20 protein-coding genes are annotated in these 19,893 nt (G+C 69.3%); 6 read left to right on the forward strand and 14 right to left on the reverse strand.

The features are described from left to right. Positions 1-4 precede the first annotated feature (4 nt). Genes VD964_RS17585 through VD964_RS17600 form a run of 4 tightly spaced genes read right to left on the reverse strand, consistent with a single transcriptional unit; the run spans position 5 to position 3,629 of the window. Entirely contained in the window at positions 5-655 is a 651-nt protein-coding gene (locus VD964_RS17585; RefSeq protein ID WP_324869808.1) for an ABC-type transport auxiliary lipoprotein family protein, read from the reverse strand. 14 nt (positions 656-669) lie between these two features. Beyond that, complete coding sequence (locus VD964_RS17590) at positions 670-1,629, reverse strand: MlaD family protein (RefSeq protein WP_324869809.1); 960 nt, start codon at positions 1,627-1,629, stop codon at positions 670-672. A 9-nt stretch (positions 1,630-1,638) separates the two neighbouring features. Further along, positions 1,639-2,463: an ABC transporter ATP-binding protein gene (locus VD964_RS17595; RefSeq protein ID WP_324869810.1), complete on the reverse strand. Its 825-nt coding sequence runs from the start codon at positions 2,461-2,463 to the stop codon at positions 1,639-1,641. After that, positions 2,463-3,629: an MlaE family lipid ABC transporter permease subunit gene (locus VD964_RS17600; RefSeq protein WP_324869811.1), complete on the reverse strand. Its 1,167-nt coding sequence runs from the start codon at positions 3,627-3,629 to the stop codon at positions 2,463-2,465. The genes VD964_RS17595 and VD964_RS17600 overlap by 1 nt, the downstream gene beginning before the upstream one ends. A 227-nt stretch (positions 3,630-3,856) precedes the next feature. On the opposite strand from VD964_RS17600, the gene VD964_RS17605 reads away from it, so the two are divergent. Continuing rightward, a complete protein-coding gene (locus VD964_RS17605) occupies positions 3,857-4,372 on the forward strand; it encodes an adenine phosphoribosyltransferase (RefSeq protein ID WP_324869812.1) in 516 nt (171 codons plus the stop codon). Between the two features lie 15 nt (positions 4,373-4,387). Here the strand turns inward: VD964_RS17605 and VD964_RS17610 are convergent, their stop codons facing one another. The 3 genes from VD964_RS17610 to VD964_RS17620 all read right to left on the reverse strand — a co-directional run bounded on the left by VD964_RS17610 (position 4,388) and on the right by VD964_RS17620 (position 6,884). Next, positions 4,388-4,849 carry a DoxX family protein gene (locus VD964_RS17610; protein ID WP_324869813.1) on the reverse strand — a complete coding sequence of 154 codons (462 nt, stop codon included), beginning with the start codon at positions 4,847-4,849 and terminating at the stop codon, positions 4,388-4,390. An 86-nt stretch (positions 4,850-4,935) separates the two neighbouring features. Beyond that, positions 4,936-5,898: a DMT family transporter gene (locus VD964_RS17615; protein ID WP_324869814.1), complete on the reverse strand. Its 963-nt coding sequence runs from the start codon at positions 5,896-5,898 to the stop codon at positions 4,936-4,938. A 146-nt stretch (positions 5,899-6,044) separates the two neighbouring features. Then, on the reverse strand, positions 6,045-6,884 hold the full coding sequence (locus tag VD964_RS17620) for a 2-keto-4-pentenoate hydratase (RefSeq protein WP_324869815.1): 840 nt from the start codon (positions 6,882-6,884) through the stop codon (positions 6,045-6,047). A gap of 150 nt (positions 6,885-7,034) precedes the next feature. Here VD964_RS17620 and VD964_RS17625 point away from each other — a divergent pair, with 150 nt between their 5' ends. From VD964_RS17625 to VD964_RS17635, 3 genes are all read left to right on the forward strand, one after another. Next, on the forward strand, positions 7,035-8,339 hold the full coding sequence (locus VD964_RS17625) for an acetylornithine deacetylase/succinyl-diaminopimelate desuccinylase family protein (protein WP_324869816.1): 1,305 nt from the start codon (positions 7,035-7,037) through the stop codon (positions 8,337-8,339). Positions 8,340-8,431: 92 nt separating this feature from the next. After that, a complete protein-coding gene (locus tag VD964_RS17630; RefSeq protein ID WP_324869817.1) occupies positions 8,432-8,692 on the forward strand; it encodes an AbrB/MazE/SpoVT family DNA-binding domain-containing protein in 261 nt (86 codons plus the stop codon). Next, positions 8,689-9,099 (forward strand): type II toxin-antitoxin system VapC family toxin, encoded by a 411-nt coding sequence (locus VD964_RS17635; RefSeq protein ID WP_324869818.1) that lies wholly within the window; start codon positions 8,689-8,691, stop codon positions 9,097-9,099. Before VD964_RS17630 ends, VD964_RS17635 begins: the two co-directional genes overlap by 4 nt. Positions 9,100-9,136: 37 nt before the next feature. Here the strand turns inward: VD964_RS17635 and VD964_RS17640 are convergent, their stop codons facing one another. The 5 genes from VD964_RS17640 to VD964_RS17660 form a co-directional block, all read right to left on the reverse strand. After that, positions 9,137-11,941, reverse strand: coding sequence for a bifunctional diguanylate cyclase/phosphodiesterase (locus VD964_RS17640; RefSeq protein WP_324869819.1), 2,805 nt, complete (start codon positions 11,939-11,941; stop codon positions 9,137-9,139). Next, entirely contained in the window at positions 11,941-12,447 is a 507-nt protein-coding gene (locus VD964_RS17645; protein WP_324869820.1) for a hypothetical protein, read from the reverse strand. Before VD964_RS17645 ends, VD964_RS17640 begins: the two co-directional genes overlap by 1 nt. A 132-nt stretch (positions 12,448-12,579) precedes the next feature. Further along, on the reverse strand, positions 12,580-14,325 hold the full coding sequence (locus tag VD964_RS17650) for a methyl-accepting chemotaxis protein (RefSeq protein ID WP_324869821.1): 1,746 nt from the start codon (positions 14,323-14,325) through the stop codon (positions 12,580-12,582). 219 nt (positions 14,326-14,544) lie between these two features. Then, positions 14,545-15,456, reverse strand: coding sequence for a ribose-phosphate diphosphokinase (gene prs / locus VD964_RS17655; protein WP_324869822.1), 912 nt, complete (start codon positions 15,454-15,456; stop codon positions 14,545-14,547). Positions 15,457-15,568: 112 nt separating this feature from the next. Then, the gene (locus VD964_RS17660; RefSeq protein ID WP_324869823.1) at positions 15,569-16,096 is read right to left on the reverse strand and encodes a hypothetical protein; all 528 of its coding nucleotides are present in this window, start codon (positions 16,094-16,096) and stop codon (positions 15,569-15,571) included. A 155-nt stretch (positions 16,097-16,251) separates the two neighbouring features. Between VD964_RS17660 and corA the strand changes: the two genes are divergently transcribed. After that, positions 16,252-17,253, forward strand: coding sequence for a magnesium/cobalt transporter CorA (corA, locus tag VD964_RS17665; RefSeq protein ID WP_324869824.1), 1,002 nt, complete (start codon positions 16,252-16,254; stop codon positions 17,251-17,253). A 55-nt stretch (positions 17,254-17,308) separates the two neighbouring features. Next, positions 17,309-17,713: a hypothetical protein gene (locus tag VD964_RS17670; protein WP_324869825.1), complete on the forward strand. Its 405-nt coding sequence runs from the start codon at positions 17,309-17,311 to the stop codon at positions 17,711-17,713. A gap of 39 nt (positions 17,714-17,752) precedes the next feature. Here VD964_RS17670 and VD964_RS17675 read toward each other — a convergent pair whose 3' ends face one another. Next, a complete protein-coding gene (locus VD964_RS17675) occupies positions 17,753-18,757 on the reverse strand; it encodes a LysM peptidoglycan-binding domain-containing protein (RefSeq protein WP_324869826.1) in 1,005 nt (334 codons plus the stop codon). Between the two features lie 240 nt (positions 18,758-18,997). Further along, entirely contained in the window at positions 18,998-19,891 is an 894-nt protein-coding gene (locus VD964_RS17680) for a cytochrome c (protein ID WP_324869827.1), read from the reverse strand. Between the last annotated feature and the right edge of the window lie 2 nt (positions 19,892-19,893).

Below are 19,893 nucleotides of genomic sequence, written 5' to 3' on the forward strand. Positions count from 1 at the left end.
CCGGTCAGCTGCCGGAGGGGCGGAAGCGCTGCGACAGCGACCAGGTGACCAAGTCGCCGGTGACGCGGCCCAGCGCCTCGTCGAAGGCGGCGACGATGTCGGTGAAGGACCGGCCGCGCACCGGGACCGACGCCTCGAAGGTCTCGCCCGCCTCGATGGTCCGGCGCGGCATGGCGACCAGCTTGGCCGACAGGCGCACATGCACCCGGTCCGGCAATGCTGCCCCCGACGTGCCATATTCCGCCTGGAAGTCGCGCAGCTCCGACTTCAGCACATAGTCGGAGCGCAAGCCCACCGTGTCGCGCCCGACCGAGATGATCCGCCCGCTGTCCTCGAAGGTCTGGACGATCAGCCCCTGCACCATGTTGGGCGCCCGGTCGGCCCAGGACACGTCGGCGAAGTAATCCAGCGAGGTCGGCGTGCGGGCGAGCGCAATGCGCGGCGTGTCGATCCCGGCGGCGGCGGCCGGCGTCTCCACCAGCAGCTGCCAGTCGGCCTTGGGACCGGGGCCGATGCTGGCGCGCGGGGTCAGGGTGTAGAGCTGCGGCGCCGTCGGGTTCAGCGTGGAGCAGGCGGCAAGCCCCAGCAGCAGGACGGCCCCCGCCACCACGCACAGCGCCGGCCGCGCTGCCCCTTTGCCCGTCCCCTTCCGCAAGATCGCCGCTCCCGTCATTTTCCACGCACCTCCACACCCTGCCGCGTCCCGCCGAAGAGGAAGTTCGAAGGGTCGTTCTCGATCCGCGTGATCACCCGCGACAGCTGCCCGGACAGGTCGCGCAGCTGGGAGATCAGCAGCGTCAAATCATACAGCCCGGTGGCGGTAAAGTCGCGCACCGGCTCGCGATTTTCGGCCATCAGGCCGTTCAGCGTGTCGGAGGTGCGCTTCAGCGAGCGCATCAGCTCGCGCGTTTCCCCCGTCAGTTGCTTGGCGCTGCCGTCCACCGTCGCCAGCGATTCCCGCGCCTGGGCCAGCGTGCGGTCCAGCTGCGGACCGACGGTCTCGAAGCCGTTCAGCGTCTGCCGCGCCTGGGCCATCGTCTCCTCCAGGCCGGAGCCGGCCCGGGCAAGCTCGCCGCTGAGGATGCGCGCGTTGTCCAGAATTTCACCGATGGCCTTCTGGTTCTCGCCGTTCAGCAGCTCGCCCAGCCTGGTGATGACCTCCAGCGCGCGGTTGACCAGCTGCGGCGCGCTGTCCACCACAGCGGTCAGCGAGCTTGGCCGCGACGGGATGGTCAGCACCCCGTCGGAATCGGTGGCGGTCAGATGCTTGCCCCCCACCGTCCCGCCGGAGATCTGGACATAGGCGCCGCCGGTGATGCCCTGCACCTCCAGCGAAGCGATGGAATCGGACATGATCGGCGTGCCGTTCTGCACCTGGACCGTCACCCGCACCCGCGTCACGTTGTCGGGGTCGAGCCGGATGTCCGACACCGTGCCCACCGGCACGCCGCGGTAGCGCACCGGGCTTCCCTGCTGCAGGCCGGTGACGGAGCCGGTGAAGTAGATGCGGTAGGTCTCTCGCGATTCGTCCAGCTGGACCTTGGCGATCCAGGCGGTGAAGACCAGCAGGCCGGCGACCAGCGCCAGCACGAAGCTGCCGACCAGAATATAGCTGGCGCGGGTTTCCATGGCGTGTCCCTACCCTTTCGCAAGACGCGGAGCGTCTTCATTTTCACCACGATGCCGAGCGTCGTTGCGCTCTTTCGCGTCGAGCGCCGCGCGTCCGCGCGGTCCGTGGAAGTAGTCGCGGATCCAGGGATGCGGATCGGCCAGATGCTGGGCCAATGTCCCCACCCGGATCTTGCGGTCCACCAGCACCGCGATGCGGTCGCAGATGGAGGTCAGGCTGTCCAGATCGTGGGTGACCATGAAAACCGTCAGCCCCAGGCTGCGCTGCAGCCCCTGGATCAGCGTGTCGAAGGCGGCAGCGCCGATGGGGTCGAGGCCGGCGGTCGGCTCGTCCAGGAACAGGATGTCGGGGTCGAGCGCCAGCGCGCGGGCCAGACCGGCGCGCTTGATCATGCCGCCCGACAGCTGGGCCGGATGCTTGGTCCCGGCATCGGGCGGCAGGCCGGCCATCGCAATCTTCACCCGCGCCACCTCGGCGATCAGCGCCGGCGGCAGATCGGTGTGCTCCTTCAGCGGCAGCATCACATTCTCCGCCACCGTCATGGAGCTGAACAGCGCGCCGTTCTGGAACAGCACGCCGGTGCGGGCCTGCAGTGCCGTGCGCTCCGTCCGGTCGAGGTCGGCGGTGTCGTGGCCCAGCAGTTCGATCCGGCCGGCCGACGGCGCGATCAGGCCGAGGATTTCCTTCAGCAGCACCGATTTGCCGGTGCCGGACCCGCCGACGACGCCCAGCACCTCCCCCCGCTCCACGTCAAGGTCGAGCCCGTCATGGACGGTCTGCGGGCCAAAGCGGGTGACCAGCCCCCGCACCCGGATGACGGGGGGCGCGTCCATCACACCCCCAGCATCGAGAAGACGACGGAGAACACCGCGTCGATGACGATCACCAGGAAGATCCCCTCCACCACCGCCTTGGTGGTCATGATGCCGACGCTTTCGGCGCTGCCGGAGACCTTCAACCCCTCGTAACAGCCGACCATGGCGATCACCAGGGCGAAGACCGGCGCCTTGATCAGCCCGGCGATCACCGTGTTGATGCCGACGGCGCTGTGAAGCTGGCGGATGAACTGCCCGAAGGTGATGTCCAGCGTGGCATAGGCCATCACCGCCCCGCCGAACAGACCCATCACGTCGGCGTAGAAGGCCAGCAGCGGCAGCGAGATCATCAGCGCCAGCGCCCGCGGCACCACCAGCAGTTCGATCGGGTCTAGGCCCATGGTGCCGATGGCGTCGACCTCCTGGTTCACCTTCATGGTGCCGATCTGTGCCGTGAAGGCGGAGCCGGAGCGGCCGGCGACGATGATCGCCGTCATCAGGATGCCGATCTCGCGCAGGACGGAGATGCCCAGCAGGTTGACCACATACAACTCCGCCCCGAAGCGCTTCAGCTGGTCCGCCCCCTGGAAGGCCAGCACCACGCCGATCAGGAAGGACAGCAGCCCCAGGATCGGCAGCGCGTTCAGCCCGGTCTGCTCGATATGGAACAGGACGGAGGTCAGGCGCAGGCGCGACGGGCGCAGGATCAGCCGGCCGAAGGTAACGGTAACCAGGCCGAGGAAGCCGACGAGGTCCAGCATTTCCTTGCCGGCGTTCACCGTCGTCTGCCCGGTGCGGACGACCATGTCCAGGATGGGGTGGTGGTCGCGCTCGATCGCATGGGGCGGCGCCTTGCCGGCATCGCGCACCGCGCCGAACAGGGCGGCATGCTCCGGCTTCAGCCCGACCACCTTCACCGCATGCCCTTCCGCCTCCAGCCGGTCGGCCAACCGGTTCAGCAGATAGGCGCCGACGGTGTCGAGAGCCTCCACCCGCGACAGGTCGAGCCGCACTGCGGCACCACCCTGCGGCTTCTGCGCCCGGTCCAGCGCGTCCGACGCGGACCCGGCCGCGTGCAGGGTCCAGCGCCCGGCGGCACCGATCCGCCAGCCGCCGTCGTCCGGCCCGGCATCGATCCGGGCCGTCTCCGCCGCCGCTCCGTCCTTCGCCAATGTTACAGCCACAGGCTCCGCCGCACGCATCCGCACACCGACCGGTGCGTCTCGAACGTGGCGGAGCACCGCCGAATGGTCAACCCCATGCGGCATAGCCGCGCAGCACGGCGGCTATGCCCCGTGCCGGCCACCGCGGCCAATCGCGTCTTTCCGCGCAGGCAGGCAGCCGCTAGAGTGCCGGGCGGCGGACCCGGCTTTTCATGCCGGCACCAGACCCTTTACGGACAAGATTTCCGATGAACCTGAAAGACCACATCCGCGGCATTCCGGACTTCCCGAAGCCCGGCATCCTGTTCTACGACGTCTCGCCGCTGCTGGCGAACGGCGCCGCCTGGAAGGCCGCCATCGACGAGCTGGCCGAGGCCGTGCGCCCGCACAAGCCGGACCTTCTGGTCGGAATCGAGTCGCGCGGCTTCCTGGTCGCCGCCCCGCTGGCTTTGGCGCTGGGCATCGGGTTCATCATGGTGCGCAAGCACGGCAAGCTGCCGGGCGACAAGATCGCCCACTCCTACAACCTGGAATACGGCACCGACACCATCGAGGTGCAGGCGGACGCGGTGAAGCCCGGCCAGCGCGTGGTTGTGCTGGACGACCTGCTGGCGACCGGCGGCACCATGGTCGCCGCCATCAACCTGCTCCGTCAGGTCGGCGCCGACGTCCGTGCCGCCGCCTTCCTGGTGGAGCTCACCTTCCTCAATGGCCGGGACCGCATCGACGTGCCCAGCGTCTCGCTGATGGCATACGATGAGTGAGACCCGCAACTGAGGTCAGCGGCGGGCGCGCCAGCCGTCGATGCTGAAACGCCCGGCCCCCGCCGCGGCCAGCGCCAGGAAGCCGCCGATGATGGCGAGGTTCTTCATGAACTGCGTCTGCTGCATCTTCATCGCCTCCGGCGGGACGTCCCAATAGCGGTGGGCGATCAGGGTCGCGGCGACGGTGAAGGCCGCGACCAGCAGCGCCGCCAGCCGGGTCCAGGCCCCAAGCACGATGGCCAGCCCGCCGAACGCCTCCACCAGCGCACCGATGGGTGCGAGAATCATGGCCATCGGCACGCCCTGGCTCTCCATCCCGGCGATGAAGCCGCCGAGCGCCATCAGCTTGCCGAAGCCGCTCTGCACGAAAATGGCGCCAAGCAGGACGCGGGCCGCCAGAAGCAGCGCGTCCTGTCCGGCGGTGGCGGTTCCCGCACCGGTGGCGAAGCCGCCCGGCGTCGTCGCATGGTTGGTCATCGCACTGGTCCCTTATCCCGGTTTCACTTGGAACAGGTGACGATGGCGGAAAGCCCGTTATTCCGCCGACGGCTGAAAGAATGGCCTCAGGCGGTCTTCCACAGCGTGATGATCATGACGCCGGCCACGGTCAGGGCCGCGCCGGCCAGCTGCAGCCAGCCCATCGGCTCCGCCAGCACCAGATAGCCGAAGACGGCGGCGGCCACCGGACCGATGGCGCCGCTCAGCGCCACCAGATTGGGGCCGACCCGCCGCAGCGCCTCGGCCGTCATCAGCACCGGCAGCACGGTGCAGACCACCGCCATCACCGCCGACAGCCAGTAGACCTGCAGCGGCAGGTCGAGCGCCGACAGGGGCCGCAGCACGGCGAATTGCAGGATGCAGCACAGGCAGGCCGCGGTCATCGCATAGGCGGTGAAGCGCATGGAGCCGATCCGCTGCACCACCCGGCTGCTGCCGACCAGATAGACCGAATAGAGGAAGGCTCCCATGAAGACCAGCCCGGCCCCGGCCATGAAGTTGGGATGGCCGGTCCCGACCTCCGACCACACCACCAGCGCGACGCCGGCATAGGAGACGACCAGCGCCACCACCTCGCGCAGGCCGATCCGCTTGCCGAGGAACATGGCGGACAGCAGGACGACGATGGTCGGGTAGAGGAACAGCAGCAGCCGCCCCATCCCGGCCGAAACGTAGCGCAGCCCCAGGAAATCGCAGAAGCTGGCGGCGTAATAGCCGGTGACGCCGAGCCCGATGGTCAGGGCGAGGTCGCGCCTGGAAACCGGCGCGCGCTCTCCCTTCCTGGCCCCCGACCACAGCGCCATGCCGAAGAAGAAGGGCAGCGCGAAGACCATACGCAGCATGATCAGCGTCACCGGATCGACATTGTAGCGGTAGGCCAGCTTGATGATGACCGGCCGCAGCGAAAAGGCCACCACCCCCGCCACGGCAAGCCCGAGACCGGCCAGCAGTTGGACCGGCGGCAGGACGGACGCCGCGGCGGCGCCATCGGACGGCAGGCTGGCCTGGGATGCGCTGGTTTGGGACAAGGTGTTTGGATCCGGCGACGGGAGAGGGAACGCCATTCAAGCATCCCCGCGCCCGTTTGGCTCGCCCCAAGGCGGCGGACGGCCATGCCCTCCGCCCCACCCTGGATTGCACAATCCGCGACGCTGATGGTGAAGCGTCTGGACCTTCAGGCGGCAGGCGTCGCGGTGACGGCGGTGCCGCTCATCGGGGCGAGGCCGGTGAAGGCGATCCGCGCCTGCTGGCCGATGGCGATGGAATGCACGCCGGTCAAGGCGCCGGTGGACACCCACTGCCCCGCCTTCAGCGGCCGACCGAGCCGGACCGCCATGCTCAGCGCCACCGCGACCGCGGCCGCGATGCCGCCCGGCAGCTTGGCGGCGCTGCCGACGCCGACGCTCTGCCCATCGATCAGAACCTCGGCCCGCAGGGCATCGGCGCCTTCGAGCCCGCCGACGATCTCCTCGCCGACGATCAGGCCGTTGTTGTTGCCGAAGACGGCGGTCGAGGCGGTCGGCCCCAGTTCGTTGACCGGCGACAGCGGGCCACCCGCCACCTCGACGGCGGCATGGACGGCGGCGATGAAGGCCGCGGCCTCCGCCGGGCTGTAGTCCAGCTTGTCGGCGGGTGCGTCGGCGGCGATGCGCACCGCGAACTCGGCCTCCACCGCGCCGAAGCCGCCGGGAATCACCGGAAAGCTCAGCGTTCCGCCATCGGCGGTCGCCACCGTTCCGGCGAAGATCGGACCGATATAGCGCATGGCGCCCAGCGCCTCCTCCAACGCCGGGGGCACCCGCGCCACCTTCCAGCCGGTGACCTCGTCGGGCCAGGCCGCGGTCGCCGTCGCCTGGATGGCGTAGGCGGTGGCGAGATCGGCCGGCAACGGGCCGGGAAACTCGTCGAGCCCGGTCGCGCTGCGGCGGGCGGCGACGAAGCGGGCGGCGGCCTCGGCGATCACCGGGTCGGCCAGGGTCGGGGCGCTCAGCCCGATGGGGTGCGTGACGGTCATGACGGGAACTCTCCGCTGGGGGGCGTCGCGACTGTAGCGGCCCCGGCCGGTCCGGGAAAGTGCGCCGCACAAACACCGTTCCCGAAAGGCGGGGTGGACGGACCATCCGCTTGGGGCGACACTGATTGCGTCCTTGCCGCGGGAGAGGCCATGCGCTCCGACACCGACGCCGCGACCAGCCAGCTGTTCCGCCGTATCGAGGCGCGGCGCGACGATCTGGTCGCCCTGACCCAGGCCTTGATCCGCGTGCCCACCGTCAACCCGCCCGGCGACGTCTACACCGACTGTGCCGAGCTGATCGGCCGGCGGCTGGCGGCGCGCGGCTTCACGGTGGAGTATGTGCGGGCGGAGGGCGCGGCCGGCGACAGCGACCGCTATCCCCGCACCAACGTCGTCGCCCGCATCGAAGCGCCGCGGCCGGGCCCTTGCGTCCACTTCAACGGCCATATCGACGTGGTGCCGGCCGGCCAGGGCTGGACCGTCGATCCCTTCGGCGGGGTGGTGAAGGACGGGCGGGTCTATGGCCGCGGCGCCTGCGACATGAAGGGCGGCATCGCCGCCTCGATCATCGCTGTGGAGTCACTGCTGGAGGAAGGGCTGCTGACCGCCGGCGCGCTGGAGATCTCCGGCACGGTGGACGAGGAATCGGGCGGCTACGGCGGCGTCGGCCATTTGGCGAAGCTCGGCTATTTCTCCCGGCCCAGGGTCGACCACGTCATCATTCCGGAGCCGCTGAACGTCGACCGCGTCTGCATCGGCCATCGCGGCGTCTGGTGGGCGGAGATCGAGACCAAGGGGCGCGTCGCCCACGGCTCCATGCCTTTCCTCGGCAACTGCGCGGTGCGCCACATGGGCGCCGTGCTGCACCGGATCGAGACGGAGTTGATCCCCCGCCTCGCCGCCAAGCGCACCGACATGCCGGTGGTGCCGGAAGGAGCGCGCCAGTCCACCATCAACATCAACGCCATCCACGGCGGCCAGCGCGAAGACCATGACGGCCTGCCCAGCCCGATGGTGCCCGACCGCTGCCGCATGGTGATCGACCGCCGTTACCTGATCGAGGAGGATCCCGAGGCGGTCCGCGGCGAGATCGTCGCCATCCTGGAGGATCTGCGCCGCAGCCGCCCCGGATTCGAGTACGAGCTGCGCGAAGTCCTGGCCTTCCTGCCGACGATGACCGATGCCGACGCCCCCGTGGTGCGGGCGGTTGCCGCCGCCATCGAAACGGTGCTGGGCCGCCCGGCGCAGCATGTCGTCTCCCCCGGCACCTACGACCAGAAGCATGTGGTGCGCGTCGGCCAGTTGAAGGACTGCATCGCCTACGGCCCCGGCATCCTCGACCTCGCCCACCAGCCCGATGAATGGGTCGGCATCGACGACATGGTGCACTCGGCCCAGGTGATGGCGCTGGCGACACTGGGGCTGATGGGTGGTGACGACGGGCTTCGGTTCTGAGGAGCCGTCCGGGTCGATATGGCTCCCCACTTGATGAACGACCCCGGACACCTTACAGTAAGGTAGACTCATCCTTACCAAGGAATGCCGCTATGAGGGTGGAACTGACCGTTACTGCCAAGGGGCAGATTACCCTGAGGCAAGCCGTCCTCGACCATTTGGGCGTCAAACCCGGCGAACGTGTCGATGTGGAACTTCTCCCTGATGGACGGGCCGAGTTGCGCCCGGCCGGCGGACGGCCGGACCTCGCCCGGCTGCGGGGTGCCCTGCGCCGCCCCGGTCAGGTGCCCGTGACCTTGCAGATGATGCAGGAAGCCATTGAGCAGGGCGGCGGGCAGGCTGAAGAACCGTGAAAATTGCCGTTGATACGAATGTACTGGTTCGCTTCCTGACTTGGGACGATCCGGAGCAGGCCGCCCAAGCCGCACAGGTGATTGAAGAAGCGGAAATGGTCTTCATCTCAACCGTCGTGCTCTGCGAGCTTGTCTGGGTGTTGAGGCGTGCTTACCGCTACAAGGCGACGGAAATCGTCGCGACCCTGCAAACCCTGATCGAAAGCCGGACCGTCGAGACCGACCGCGCTGCCGCCGAATCCGGGCTGCAGTTGCTGGCTGCGGGGGGAGACTTCGCCGACGGCGTGATCCTGTACGAAGCGGAGAGAGCCAAAGCGGCCAAGCTGGCTACGTTCGACCAGGGCTTTGCAAGCCGGGCACGAACCGACACCGTGATGTTCCTGCCTGTCTCGCCGATCCGACAGTGACGGTACCGTCACCGGGGTACCGTTACCGTCCCTCGCCTCACTCCACCGCCACCGCATGGGCAGCGCCCTGCCTGCCCAGCAGCCATTCCACTTCGTCGGCCGGGACGGGGCGGCTGAACAGGAAGCCCTGATAGCTTTCGCAGGCAAGGTCGCGCAGAAGCTGCAGCTGTTCCTGCGTCTCCACCCCCTCGGCGATGACGGACAGGCCCAGGCTGCGGCCCAGCCCGACGATGGCGCGCGGGACGGAGGCGTCGCTGGCCCCGGTCGACAGGTCGTGGATGAAGGAGCGGTCGATCTTCAGCTTGTCGATCGGCAGCCGGTGCAGGTAGCTGAGGCTGGAATAGCCGGTGCCGAAATCGTCCAGCGCGATCAGCACGCCGCGCTGCTTCAATGCCCCCAGCGTCGCCGCTGCCGACTCCACGTCGTCGATCAGGGTGCTTTCCGTCACCTCAATCTCCAGTTCCGGCCCGCTCAGGCCGTTGGCGTCCAGCGCGCGGGCCACCTTGGCCGGCAGCTGCCCATCGCGGAACTGGGCACCGGAAACGTTGACCGCCACCGGGATCGACAGGTCGAGCCGCGAGCGCCAGCGCCGGATCTGAGCACAGGCCTCGAACAGCACCCAGTCGCCCATCGCCAGCACCAGTCCGGTCTCCTCCGCCACCGGCAGGAAGCGGCCGGGGAGGATCAGCCCCTCCTCCGGGTGGCGCCAGCGGATCAGCGCCTCCAGCCCGACGATCCGGCCGGTCAGGGTATCGACCTGCGGCTGATAGACCAGGAACAGCTGCCCCTCGCGGATGGCGTCGCGCAGGCTTCCCTCCAAATCCATGCGTTCACGCGACCTGGCGCCCATCTCCTTGGTGACGAAGCGGAAGCCGTTCCGGCCATTTTCCTTGGCGTGGTACATGGCGATGTCGGCGCAGCGGATCAGCCCTTCCGGGTCGTCGGCGTCGTCGGGATACAGGCTGATGCCGATGCTGGGCGTCACCACGAAATTCTGGCCGCCGACGGTGAAGGGGCTGGCCAGATGCGCCACCACCTTCTCCGCCACGCGCGCCGCATCCTCCGGTTCGATCACCCGGCGCAGCACGATCAGGAACTCGTCGCCGCCCAGCCGCCCGACCGTGTCGGATTCGCGCAATCCCGACTGCAGCCGCCGAGCCACCGACCGCAGCACCTCGTCGCCGAAGCTGTGGCCCAGGCTGTCGTTGATCACCTTGAAGCGGTCGAGGTCGATGAACAGCACCGCCACCTTGCTGCCCTCGCGCCTCGCCTCGCGCAGGGCCTGGGAGATGCGGTCGAACAGCAGGACGCGGTTGGGCAGGCCGGTCAGCGCATCGAAATGCGCCAGATACTGGATGTGCTGTTCCGCCCGGCGCTTCTCGCCGATGTCTTCGGCGAAGGCCAGGACGAATTTCAGCTCTTCCGTCAGGGTGACGGGCTGGAAATGCAGGCTGAAATGGCTGCGCCGCCCGCCCAGCACCAGCGGCTGGTCGGACTCCAGCTTGCCGCTTTCCCCCTGCAGCGCCGCTTCCAGCGCGAAGACGGACGCCTGGTCGCCGAAACGCAGCCGCAGGTCGGCGCCCAGCAGTTCCTCCCGCACCAGCCCCGCGGCCGCGGCGAAGGCCGGGTTGCAGTCGGTCAGGAGGCCGTTCGTGCCGACCAGCGCAATCCCCAGCGGCGCCTGGGTGAACAGCTGCTGCCGTTCCGCTTCCTGCAGGCGGAGCGAGGCCGTCATCTCCCCCGCCAGTTCGACCGCACGGGAATGGGTCGCCAGCATCATGCGCAGGACCAGCGACAGCGCGATGCTCAGCGCGATCCCGCCGGCCAGCAGCGCCCCCGGCACCCATTCATGGGCGGTCAGCACGCCATCGGGCAGGCTGTCGTAGCGCACGGTCCAGACCCGCCCGCCCACCGGCAGTTCCCGCATCAGGCTGATGGCGGCCGTGGTTTCCAGCGGACGCCGGCTGCGGTAGAGCGGGAATTCCGCCTCGGCCGGCGGCACGTCGTAGATCTCGATGCCGGTGTCCGGCCGCTTTTCGTCGACCAGCCCCTCCACCAGCGGACCGATCCGCACCGGAACCAGAACCACGCCGGTGAAGGAGGCCTGCCGCGCTTCCAGCGACGGCGGCAGCGGATCGCCGCGATAGGTCGCCTGATAAAGGATGAAGGCAGGCTTCGCCCCCGCCGCCTCGTCGATCTTCAGCGTGATCGCGCGGGTGGCGGCCGGCTCGCCGCCGTCGCGCGCCCGCTCGATGGTGGAGCGCCGCGTCGCTTCCGACATCATGTCGAAGCCGATGGCCCGCACATTCGCCTCGTCGACCGGGGCGGTGAAGATGTTGACCACCCGCTCCGCCCCCGCGCTCTCGGGCCAGATGCGGAAATTCGTCAGGCCGGCCGCCCGCATCGCCGCCACCAGTTCGCCGGAACGGGTCGCCGGAACGGCGCGGGCATAGGCGACGGAAATGATGCCGGGATAGCGGCGCGGCATGTCCAGCGCTTCGACGAAGCGGTTCCACTGCGTCCAATGCAGGTCGGGGAAGGTCATCACCAGCGACGCGGCGCTGCGGGCGACCTGCTGGTAGACCTGCAGCCGGTCGGCCAGCTGGCCGTGAATCTCCTCGGCCCGCGCGGCGAAGCGGTGCTCCTCCTCGCGGGTCAGCAGGCGGTCGGACTGGAGCATCGCCAGCACGGACAGGCCGCAGCCGGCAATCAATGCCAGAACGGGAATGACGGCCGGCAATGGCAGATTGCGCAGGAAGCGCCGGAAGGAGGGTTCCGAGCGGGAGGCCGGCGGGCGGTCCGCAGGTTGATCGACTGCGGGATCGGCTGCCGGTTCCGCCATCAGAACTCCTCTAGGATCTTGGGGCTGGTCAGCAGCAGCGTTTCGATCATGCCCAGGATCTGCTCGATCTTGGTGCGGGTCGCATCGAGTTCGTCGGCGGTCTTGTCGTCGATGCCCGCTTCCATCAGCATCGTGTCGAAGGTGTGCAGGGTCTCGTTGAAGGCCTTCTGCTCCGCCACCAGCACGTCGAAGGCACCCAGCGAGGAGGTCAGCGCCAGCGGCGGATCGCTGACGAAGGAATGGCTGATGTCGGTGAAGATGGCGATGGCGCTCAGCTTCTGCCGGAGAACCCATTGCGGGAAATTCGGCGGCAGTTCCTTCCCGGCGGCTTCCAGCCTTTCCTGGATCGAGAAGATCAGCCCCTGGATGTCCAGATAGGCCGCGCGGATCTCGCGGAAGCGCGGAAAGGTCTTCGGCTTTCCCGCGGCGCGCAGCCGGCCCAGGGCGGCGATGTCTTCCGTCAGCTTCCGGGACATCCGAAGCACGACGTCCGTCACCTTCGACATCACTCCCCTCCGCTCAACGGCCCGCCCTCGCGCATCCTTGCCGGGCCGCCCTTGCTCGCCCCGCCTATGGCGGCCAGCCTACACCAGAACCTGCCCCGATCGTTAGTGTTACCCGCCGGTCGGAAGCCGCCTTCAGAACCCGACCGCGGCGGCCGGCGTCGGGGCGTTCCCCAGCCCGGCCTTGTCGAGCGTGTCGAGCAGGTCGATGACGTCCTTGGACGCCCGCTCCACCTCCGCCACCTCGGCCAGGGCGCGGTCGATGTCGCCGGCCAGGAAGGCGCGGGCGGCGGCCTTGCCGTGGTCGTGGACCAGCCGGTGCGGGGTTTCCAGCCGGACGAAGGCGGAATGGGCGCGATAGGCCATCGAGGACGGGCCGTAATACCATTTGCCCAGCCGGCAGGCCTCGTGGCTCGCCAGTTCATCCGGACGCAGGGTTTCCAGCCCGACCAGCATGTCGGCCAGCCGCTTCTTCCAGATGACGTGGTCGACCTTGGCGATCTTCACGATCTTGCCGGGGATGTCCTGCTCCATCAGCTGGGTCAACTGGTTGCCCAGCAGGGTCTCCACGCCGCGCGTCGCCTGGACGCTGCGCAGGATGGCGGCGCTGTTGGTCGCGCTGCTTTCGGCGATGCGTGCGGTTCCGGAAGCCACCTGGTTAGCGGCGGCGGACTGCTGGGTCAGGATGCTGGCGATGTCGGACATGCGCTGTTCGGTGCGGCCGATATGGTCGCCGATGTCGGCCATGCGCTCGCTGACTTCGCGGATCGCCTGCTGGCCGGCGGCGACGGCGCGGGTGCCGTCCTCCATCGATGCCACGATGGCGCCCATTTCCGCCTTCAGCGCGTCGATGCGCAGGCGGATGTCCTCGGTCGCGCGGGCGGTCTGGTTGGACAGGTTCTTCACCTCGCTCGCCACCACGGCGAAGCCCTTGCCGGCCTCCCCCGCCCGCGCCGCCTCGATGGTCGCGTTCAGGGCCAGAAGGTTGGTCTGCTTGGCGATCGCCTCGATGGTGGAGACGATCTCCGCGATGCGTTCGGAGGCGACCGACAGCTCCCCGACCCGCGTCGCCGCCCCGTCCACCGCGGTGGCGATCTGTTCCATGCGGGCGACCGCCTGCTGAACGGTGTGGCCGCCGTCGGCGGTCACCGACCGCGCCTCCCCGGCAAGCGCCGCGACGTCGCGGCTGCGCGCCCAGATCTCCTGGATGCCGGTCACCGTCTCCTCGGTCGCGGCGGCGATGCCCTGGGACTCGTGATCGACCGCGCGCAACTGGCCCACCATCTGGGCGTTGGCGACTGCCGATTCGTTGATGGCCATCGCCACGTCGATGGTGCGGTCCATCAGCGCCGCGGCGAAGTCGCCCAGCGGCCGCCCGCATCCGGCACCACCGGCGGTTCCGGCCGCCGACAGGCCGTAGCCCGCCAGGGTCCGGTCCATGTCGAAGGACACCGCGCGGGCAACCGCCGCCACCGCCCGCCGCGCCGTGGCCGGGCGCCAGCGAAGCGCGCCCTGCACCAGGGCCAGCAGATCGCTCAGCACAACGCCATAGGCGCCGATGTACCAGGACGGTTCCAGCCCGATGCGCAGATGCGCCTCCCCGGCAGCCCGGCAGCGGGCCTCGTGCGCCGGCGAACCGGCATCCTGGAACATCAGGCGCCAGTGATCGGCCTGCTGCCGCTTCAGCCGGGGCAGGTCGCCGTGGGCGTCCAGCAGCTTGCGGGTCTCCGGCCATCGCGAGAGGTGGGCGTAGAAGCGCTCGGACAGGTCGGGCAGGCTGCGGTCGATCAGCCGCCCCATGCTCGCCAGCAGTCCGCGTTCCTCCGCCTCAAGTCCGAAGAAGCCCGCGTCCGCCCGAAGTGCCCGCCCATCAGCCGCCATGTCGCCCATCCACACCATTGATACGGCATACGCACAATCAGCGCGAAGCCGCGATGCATCCGGCGACAGTTATATGACGATCATCGTAAATGGCAACCCAGGGCCGGCCGTAATGGATCGAAGGATCGGCAATGGGCTGCGCATAATGGTCGCACCTGCCTCCTCATCAGGCATCTCTGCGATGCCGGGCCGTCTACAGAGGCCGCATTCCGGGAGCGATCATTTGACTGCGAATGATTGAATGGCTTCTGCGATCAGGCCGCCGAGGGACAAAGCGTTCGACGGGTGCGGCACGCTATCGCAGGACAGCGGGCGGCCGAGCCCTTCCGCCGCGAAGCGTCCGGCGACGGTGTCGTTGAACAGGGCATGGACGCCGTACACCCGGACCGTGTCGGCCCCCAGCACCCGCGCGGCCCGCGCGCAGGAGAAGATCGTCTCGCCGGAGCTGATGACATCGTCGACAATCACCACCGGGCGGCCATGGATCGGCGCATCGGGCGGCAGCGCCACCGTCACGTCGCGGTCGCCGCGCCGTTCCTTGCGCCCGACCACGCCGGTCAGGCCGAGCGGGCCGGCCACCGCCTCCACCAACGGGGCGGACTCCTCGTCGGGGCCGACGATCACCGTGCCGGGCGCCACGCCGGCGGCGCGCAGGTGGTCGGCAATGGGCGCCGCGCCGCTCAGCGCGATGGAAGGGCGCCCGACGAACACCTCGTCCAGCGTGTGGGTGCGGTGCAGGTGCGGCTCGACGCAGACGAACCGGTCGAAGCAGCGGCCGAGCCACTCCCCGACCACCGTCTGGCTGACCGGCTCGCCCGGCTTGAAGATGGCGTCCTGGCGCATGTAGGCCATGTAGGGCGCCACCAGACAGAGGTCGGTTGCCCCCTGGCGCCGCAGCACGGAGGAGGCGAGCGTCAGTTCAACCAGCTTGTCGTTCGGGCGGTCGAGCGAGCGGTAGACGATGGCGCGCTCGACCGGCTCGGGCAGGCGGACGAGGCTCTCGCCGTCGGGAAAGCGGTGCAACTCGGCGATGTGGCAGGGAATGTCCAGTGCCTGGGCCAGCCGGCGCGCCGCGTCCGCCGACTCCGGAAACCCGTAGACGGCCGTGTAGTTGCCCGTATCGCGGGGCATGCCCCTTCTCCCTCTACCACCTTGGATGCCGGCAAGCTTGGCGCAGGCGGCATGGCCGGGTCAATGATGGCAAAAGGCGGACGCTCCGGCTCCGGCGTCCTGTCTTGTCGGCCTATGCCTTGGCGGTTTCGTCCTTTTCGCTTTGTTTGCCGTCCTCCGCCGCGTCCGCTTCGGAGGCGGCGGGATCGACATGGATGCTCTCGGCCTTGCGCGCCAGCCACTGAAAGGCGCCAAGCCCGACTACCAGCAGCGTGACCACCCCCAGCAGCATCACCGGATAGACGATGGCGGAGATCTCGCTGGTGCGCGCTTCGAACACCAGGACCAGCCCTTCCAGGCTGGCGGCGATGATGATGGTGGTCAGGAACTTGGTCAGGGTGCGGCGGGCCTCGTCGGCGCGGCGCAGTTCACGTTCGCGCACGATCTCCTCCTCGTAGAGGTATTTGGCGATCTCGAAGACGGCGATGGCCAGCACGATCATCCCGACCCCTTCCAGCATGGCCGAGGTCAGCGCGTGGCTGTCCAGCGCCACCATCCCCTCCACCACGGTCAGGGCGGACAGGCCGATGAACAGCAGGGCGAACAGGCTGAGCGTCACCGCCGCCAGCAGATACATGCCGCGCGCCGCCGATTGGAACATCGTCCTTCCCCTTCCCGATCCGAAACTGGTCCTTGGCAGGGACAACGCGCGGGACGCCCGGTCCGCCCGGCCGGCACCATCGGAGTCGTCGACGCTGCCGGGGAACCTCTTTAGAGTGCGGCCACTCCGCCGCCCGCAGTCCGGTTTTCCGCACCATGACCTTGCCGCCCTCCCCCGTTCCCACCCACGACCCCGTCATGGCCAGCGCCGCCTATTGCGACGGCCGGCGCATCGCCGACGTGCCGATCGCGGAGGCGGGATCCTGGGCCGCGAAGGACGGGCATTTCGTCTGGATCGGCCTGTGGGAACCGGACGAGGCGCTGCTGATGGAGGTGAAACGCCAGTTCGGCCTGCACGAGCTGGCGGTGGAGGACGCGCTGCACGCCCACCAGCGCCCGAAGGTGGAGGTCTATGGCGACAGCCTGTTCATGGTCCTGCGCACCGCCCGGCTGGAACAGGGGGAACTGGTGCTGGGCGAAACCCATGTCTTCGCCGGGCGCGGTTATGTCGTCACCGTGCGGCACGGCGCATCGACCAGCTATTCGCCGGTGCGCGTGCGGGCCGAAAGCGCGCCGCATCTGCTGAAGCATGGCGAGGACTTCGTCGTCTACACCGTGATGGACTATGTGGTGGACTGCTATGCTCCCGTCCTCGACCAGATGGCGGCGATGGTGGAGGAGTTGGACGCCCAATTGATCGCCCGTCCGCCCGGAACGGCGGAGATCGAGCGCATCCACCAGCTGCGCCGCGACCTGGAGCGGCTGCGCCGCAACGCCTCGCCCCTGCTGGAGGTCTGTTCGCGGCTGGATCGCTTCGACCTGCCGATGATCGACCCGGCGATCCGCCCCTATTACCGCGACGTGCAGGACCATGTCATCCGCGTCAACGAACAGATCGGATCGCTGCGCGAGGTGCTGTCCTTCGCCTTCGAAACCAGTATGATCCTGGCTGCCGCACGGCAGAACGACGTGACGCGCAAGCTGGCCGCCTGGGCCGCCATCCTCGCCGTGCCGACGGCCATCGCCGGCCTCTACGGCATGAACTTCGAGCATATGCCGGAGCTTCACTGGCGGTACGGCTACCCGGCGGTGCTCGCCGTGATCGCCGCCATCTGCGCCGGCCTATATATCCGTTTCCGGCGGACGGGTTGGCTTTGACGCTGCCGCGGCGGGGAACTTCCCGGCCAAGCTGCCCTTTAGGGATATTCGGACCATGAGCGACGCAAAGAACACGCTGCACGCCCTGCTGGACGCCTATCTGCGCTGCCCGGTGGATGCGGCGCGGAGCGAGCTGGAGCAGGCGCTCCGCAGCTACCAGACCGACTGGATCCGCGCCCATGCCGGGGCCGACGCCCCACCTCTGCCGGCAGCCGTTCCTGCTTCGGCGGCGAAACCGCTGACGCCCAAGCCGCGCTTCCCCATCGCGTCGGCCGATCTCGAAGTGCTGAAGCGGCTTGCCGACGGCTGGCCCGGCACCACCGCCGAGGTGGCGCGCTGGGCGTGGTTCGAGAATCGGGAACTGGTGGCGCTGGAGACCAATCCGGCCGGCGAGGGACCGGAGATGCTGCGCCTGACCCCGCTGGGCTGGGCCGCCATCGGCCGCCTGCCGCCGGACTGAGCCGGCGGCCCCCGGTCGGTTCACCAGTCAGTTCACAGATCAATTCACCTGGGGCAGCGAGAAAATCTGGCCGGGATAGATCAGGTCCGGGTCGCGGATCTGCTCGCGGTTGGCGGTGTAGATGGTGGTGTAGAGCATGCCGTCGCCATAGGTGCGGCGGGCCAGCCGCCACAGGCTGTTGCCGGGCTGCACGACGATGCTGCGCCCGTCGGCGGTCCCGGCGGGCAAGGCGGAAACCTGGACCGGCAGTTCGGCCCGCGCCACCACCTTGCCGGACTGGGTGACCTGATCGGCGCGCAGGGTGTAGACGCCGGGATCGATCAGCTTTTCCGGAATCAGGCGCCAGCCGCCCTTGGGATCGGTGTGGGCGCTGCCGACCAGGATGTTGTCGAGATAGAGCTGCACCGCGCTGTTGGGCGCCGCCCGCCCGCCCAGCGCCACGCGGCCGGCGGGATCATAGTCCATCGTCTCCACCGACACGCCGCCCGGCGGCGGCGGCGCCCCGTTGGCCGGGACCGGCGGAGCCTGCAGAACCGAACTGCCGCCCATGGATGCCGGCGCGCCGGACAGCCCGTCGCGCGGAACCGCCACGGCCACCGCCGTTCCTTGCGACACCGAGTCGGTCGCGGTGGCCTGGGTCGCAGTGATCTGTTCGGCCGTGGGCCTGGCTGCCGGGTCGGGCACCATCACCACGACCACCTTGTCGGCCGGCACCGGCGTGTCGATCCCGGGACGGGCCTCCGTCAGGTTCAGTTCGCGCGTGCCGGGGGCCAGCGGCTTGTCGGGCAGCATCACCCATTCGCCGCGCTGGTCGGCCTTGGCGGTGGCGACCGGGGTGCCGCCGTCGGTGACCGTCACCTGCGATCCCGGCGCCGCGCGGCCGGCCATCACCGTCGCCCCGTCGGGCGCCACCCGCACCACGTCGAAGCTGGGCGCCGCGGGTGCTGCGGGAGCCGGTGCCGCCGCAGCTTTCGCGGGCGCCGCCGGCTGGCTCGTCGCCGGCAAGGCGGCGGGAGCCGACACCGCCGGGACCGGTGCCTGCACAGGCCCCCCGGCCGGCCACAGGGCAACCGCCGACGCCCCACCCGTCAGAGCCACGCCCAAAGCTGCGAACAACGCGTTTCGTTTCACTGAGCACCCATCCGGCGGCCCGCCACCACGGCAGGATGAGCAACTATAGCAGAAGGACAGGTGCCAAAAGAATGGCGCCGTTGGAGCATTTCCATCGGCCAATCGGCATCGATTGCCCCATAAGATCACGATTCGGCCGGGAATCGGGCGAAGTCACTCCTTCGCCGGCACCGTCTTCAGATAGGCGGCGATGGCGGCGCGGTCCTCGGCCGTCAGTTTGGAGGTGCTGTTGCGCACGACCTCCCCCATCGCACCGCCGACCACGTCGCCCTCCGGGGTCAGTCCGGTCTCCAGCAGCAGTGTCAGGTCGCCGTCGGACCAATCGCCGATCCCCTTGCCCTGGGCGCTGGTGATCCCCGGCACCTTGTCGCCGTCCGGGCCGTCCGGGTTGCCGGCCAGATAGCGGTCGGCGTCCATGCCGCCCATCAGGGTGCGCGGGCTGTGGCATTCGCCGCAATGGCCGAGCGCGTCGACCAGATAGCGCCCACGGTTCCAGGCGGGCGGCTTTGCCGGATCGTCGGGCATCGGACCGGGGGTCAGGTACATCCACTGCCAGACCGGCAGCAGGAAGCGCCAGGAGAAGGGCGGCGTCAGGTCGTGCGGCTTGTTCGGGGCGGCGACCGCCGGCCGGCTGAACAGGTAGGCCTTCAGGTCCAGCAGGTCGCGGTCGGTCATCCGCGTGTAGCTGGCATAGGGGAAGGCGGGGAACAGCGCGGCGCCGTCGGGCCGCACGCCCTCGCGGAAGGCGCGGATGAAGTCGGCATCGCTCCAGCGGCCGATGCCGGTCTCCGGATCCGGCGTGATGTTGGGGGTGTGGAAGGTGCCGAAGGGGGTCGCCAGCGCCCGCCCGCCGGCCAGCGGCGCACCGCCCTCCTTCTCGTTGCTGTGGCAGCCGAGGCAGCCTGCGGCATTGAAGATGTAGGCGCCGCGGGTCACCGAATCGCCGGTGGCCGCATCGTCCGCCGACGTCCCGTCCGCGGCCAGCGCACCGCCGCCCGCAACGGCCAGCGGCAACAGAATCGCGGCGGCGGTCGGGATGCGCCGCATCG

Source organism: Azospirillum sp. (genome assembly GCF_035628975.1).
Taxonomy (GTDB): Bacteria; Pseudomonadota; Alphaproteobacteria; order Azospirillales; family Azospirillaceae; genus Azospirillum.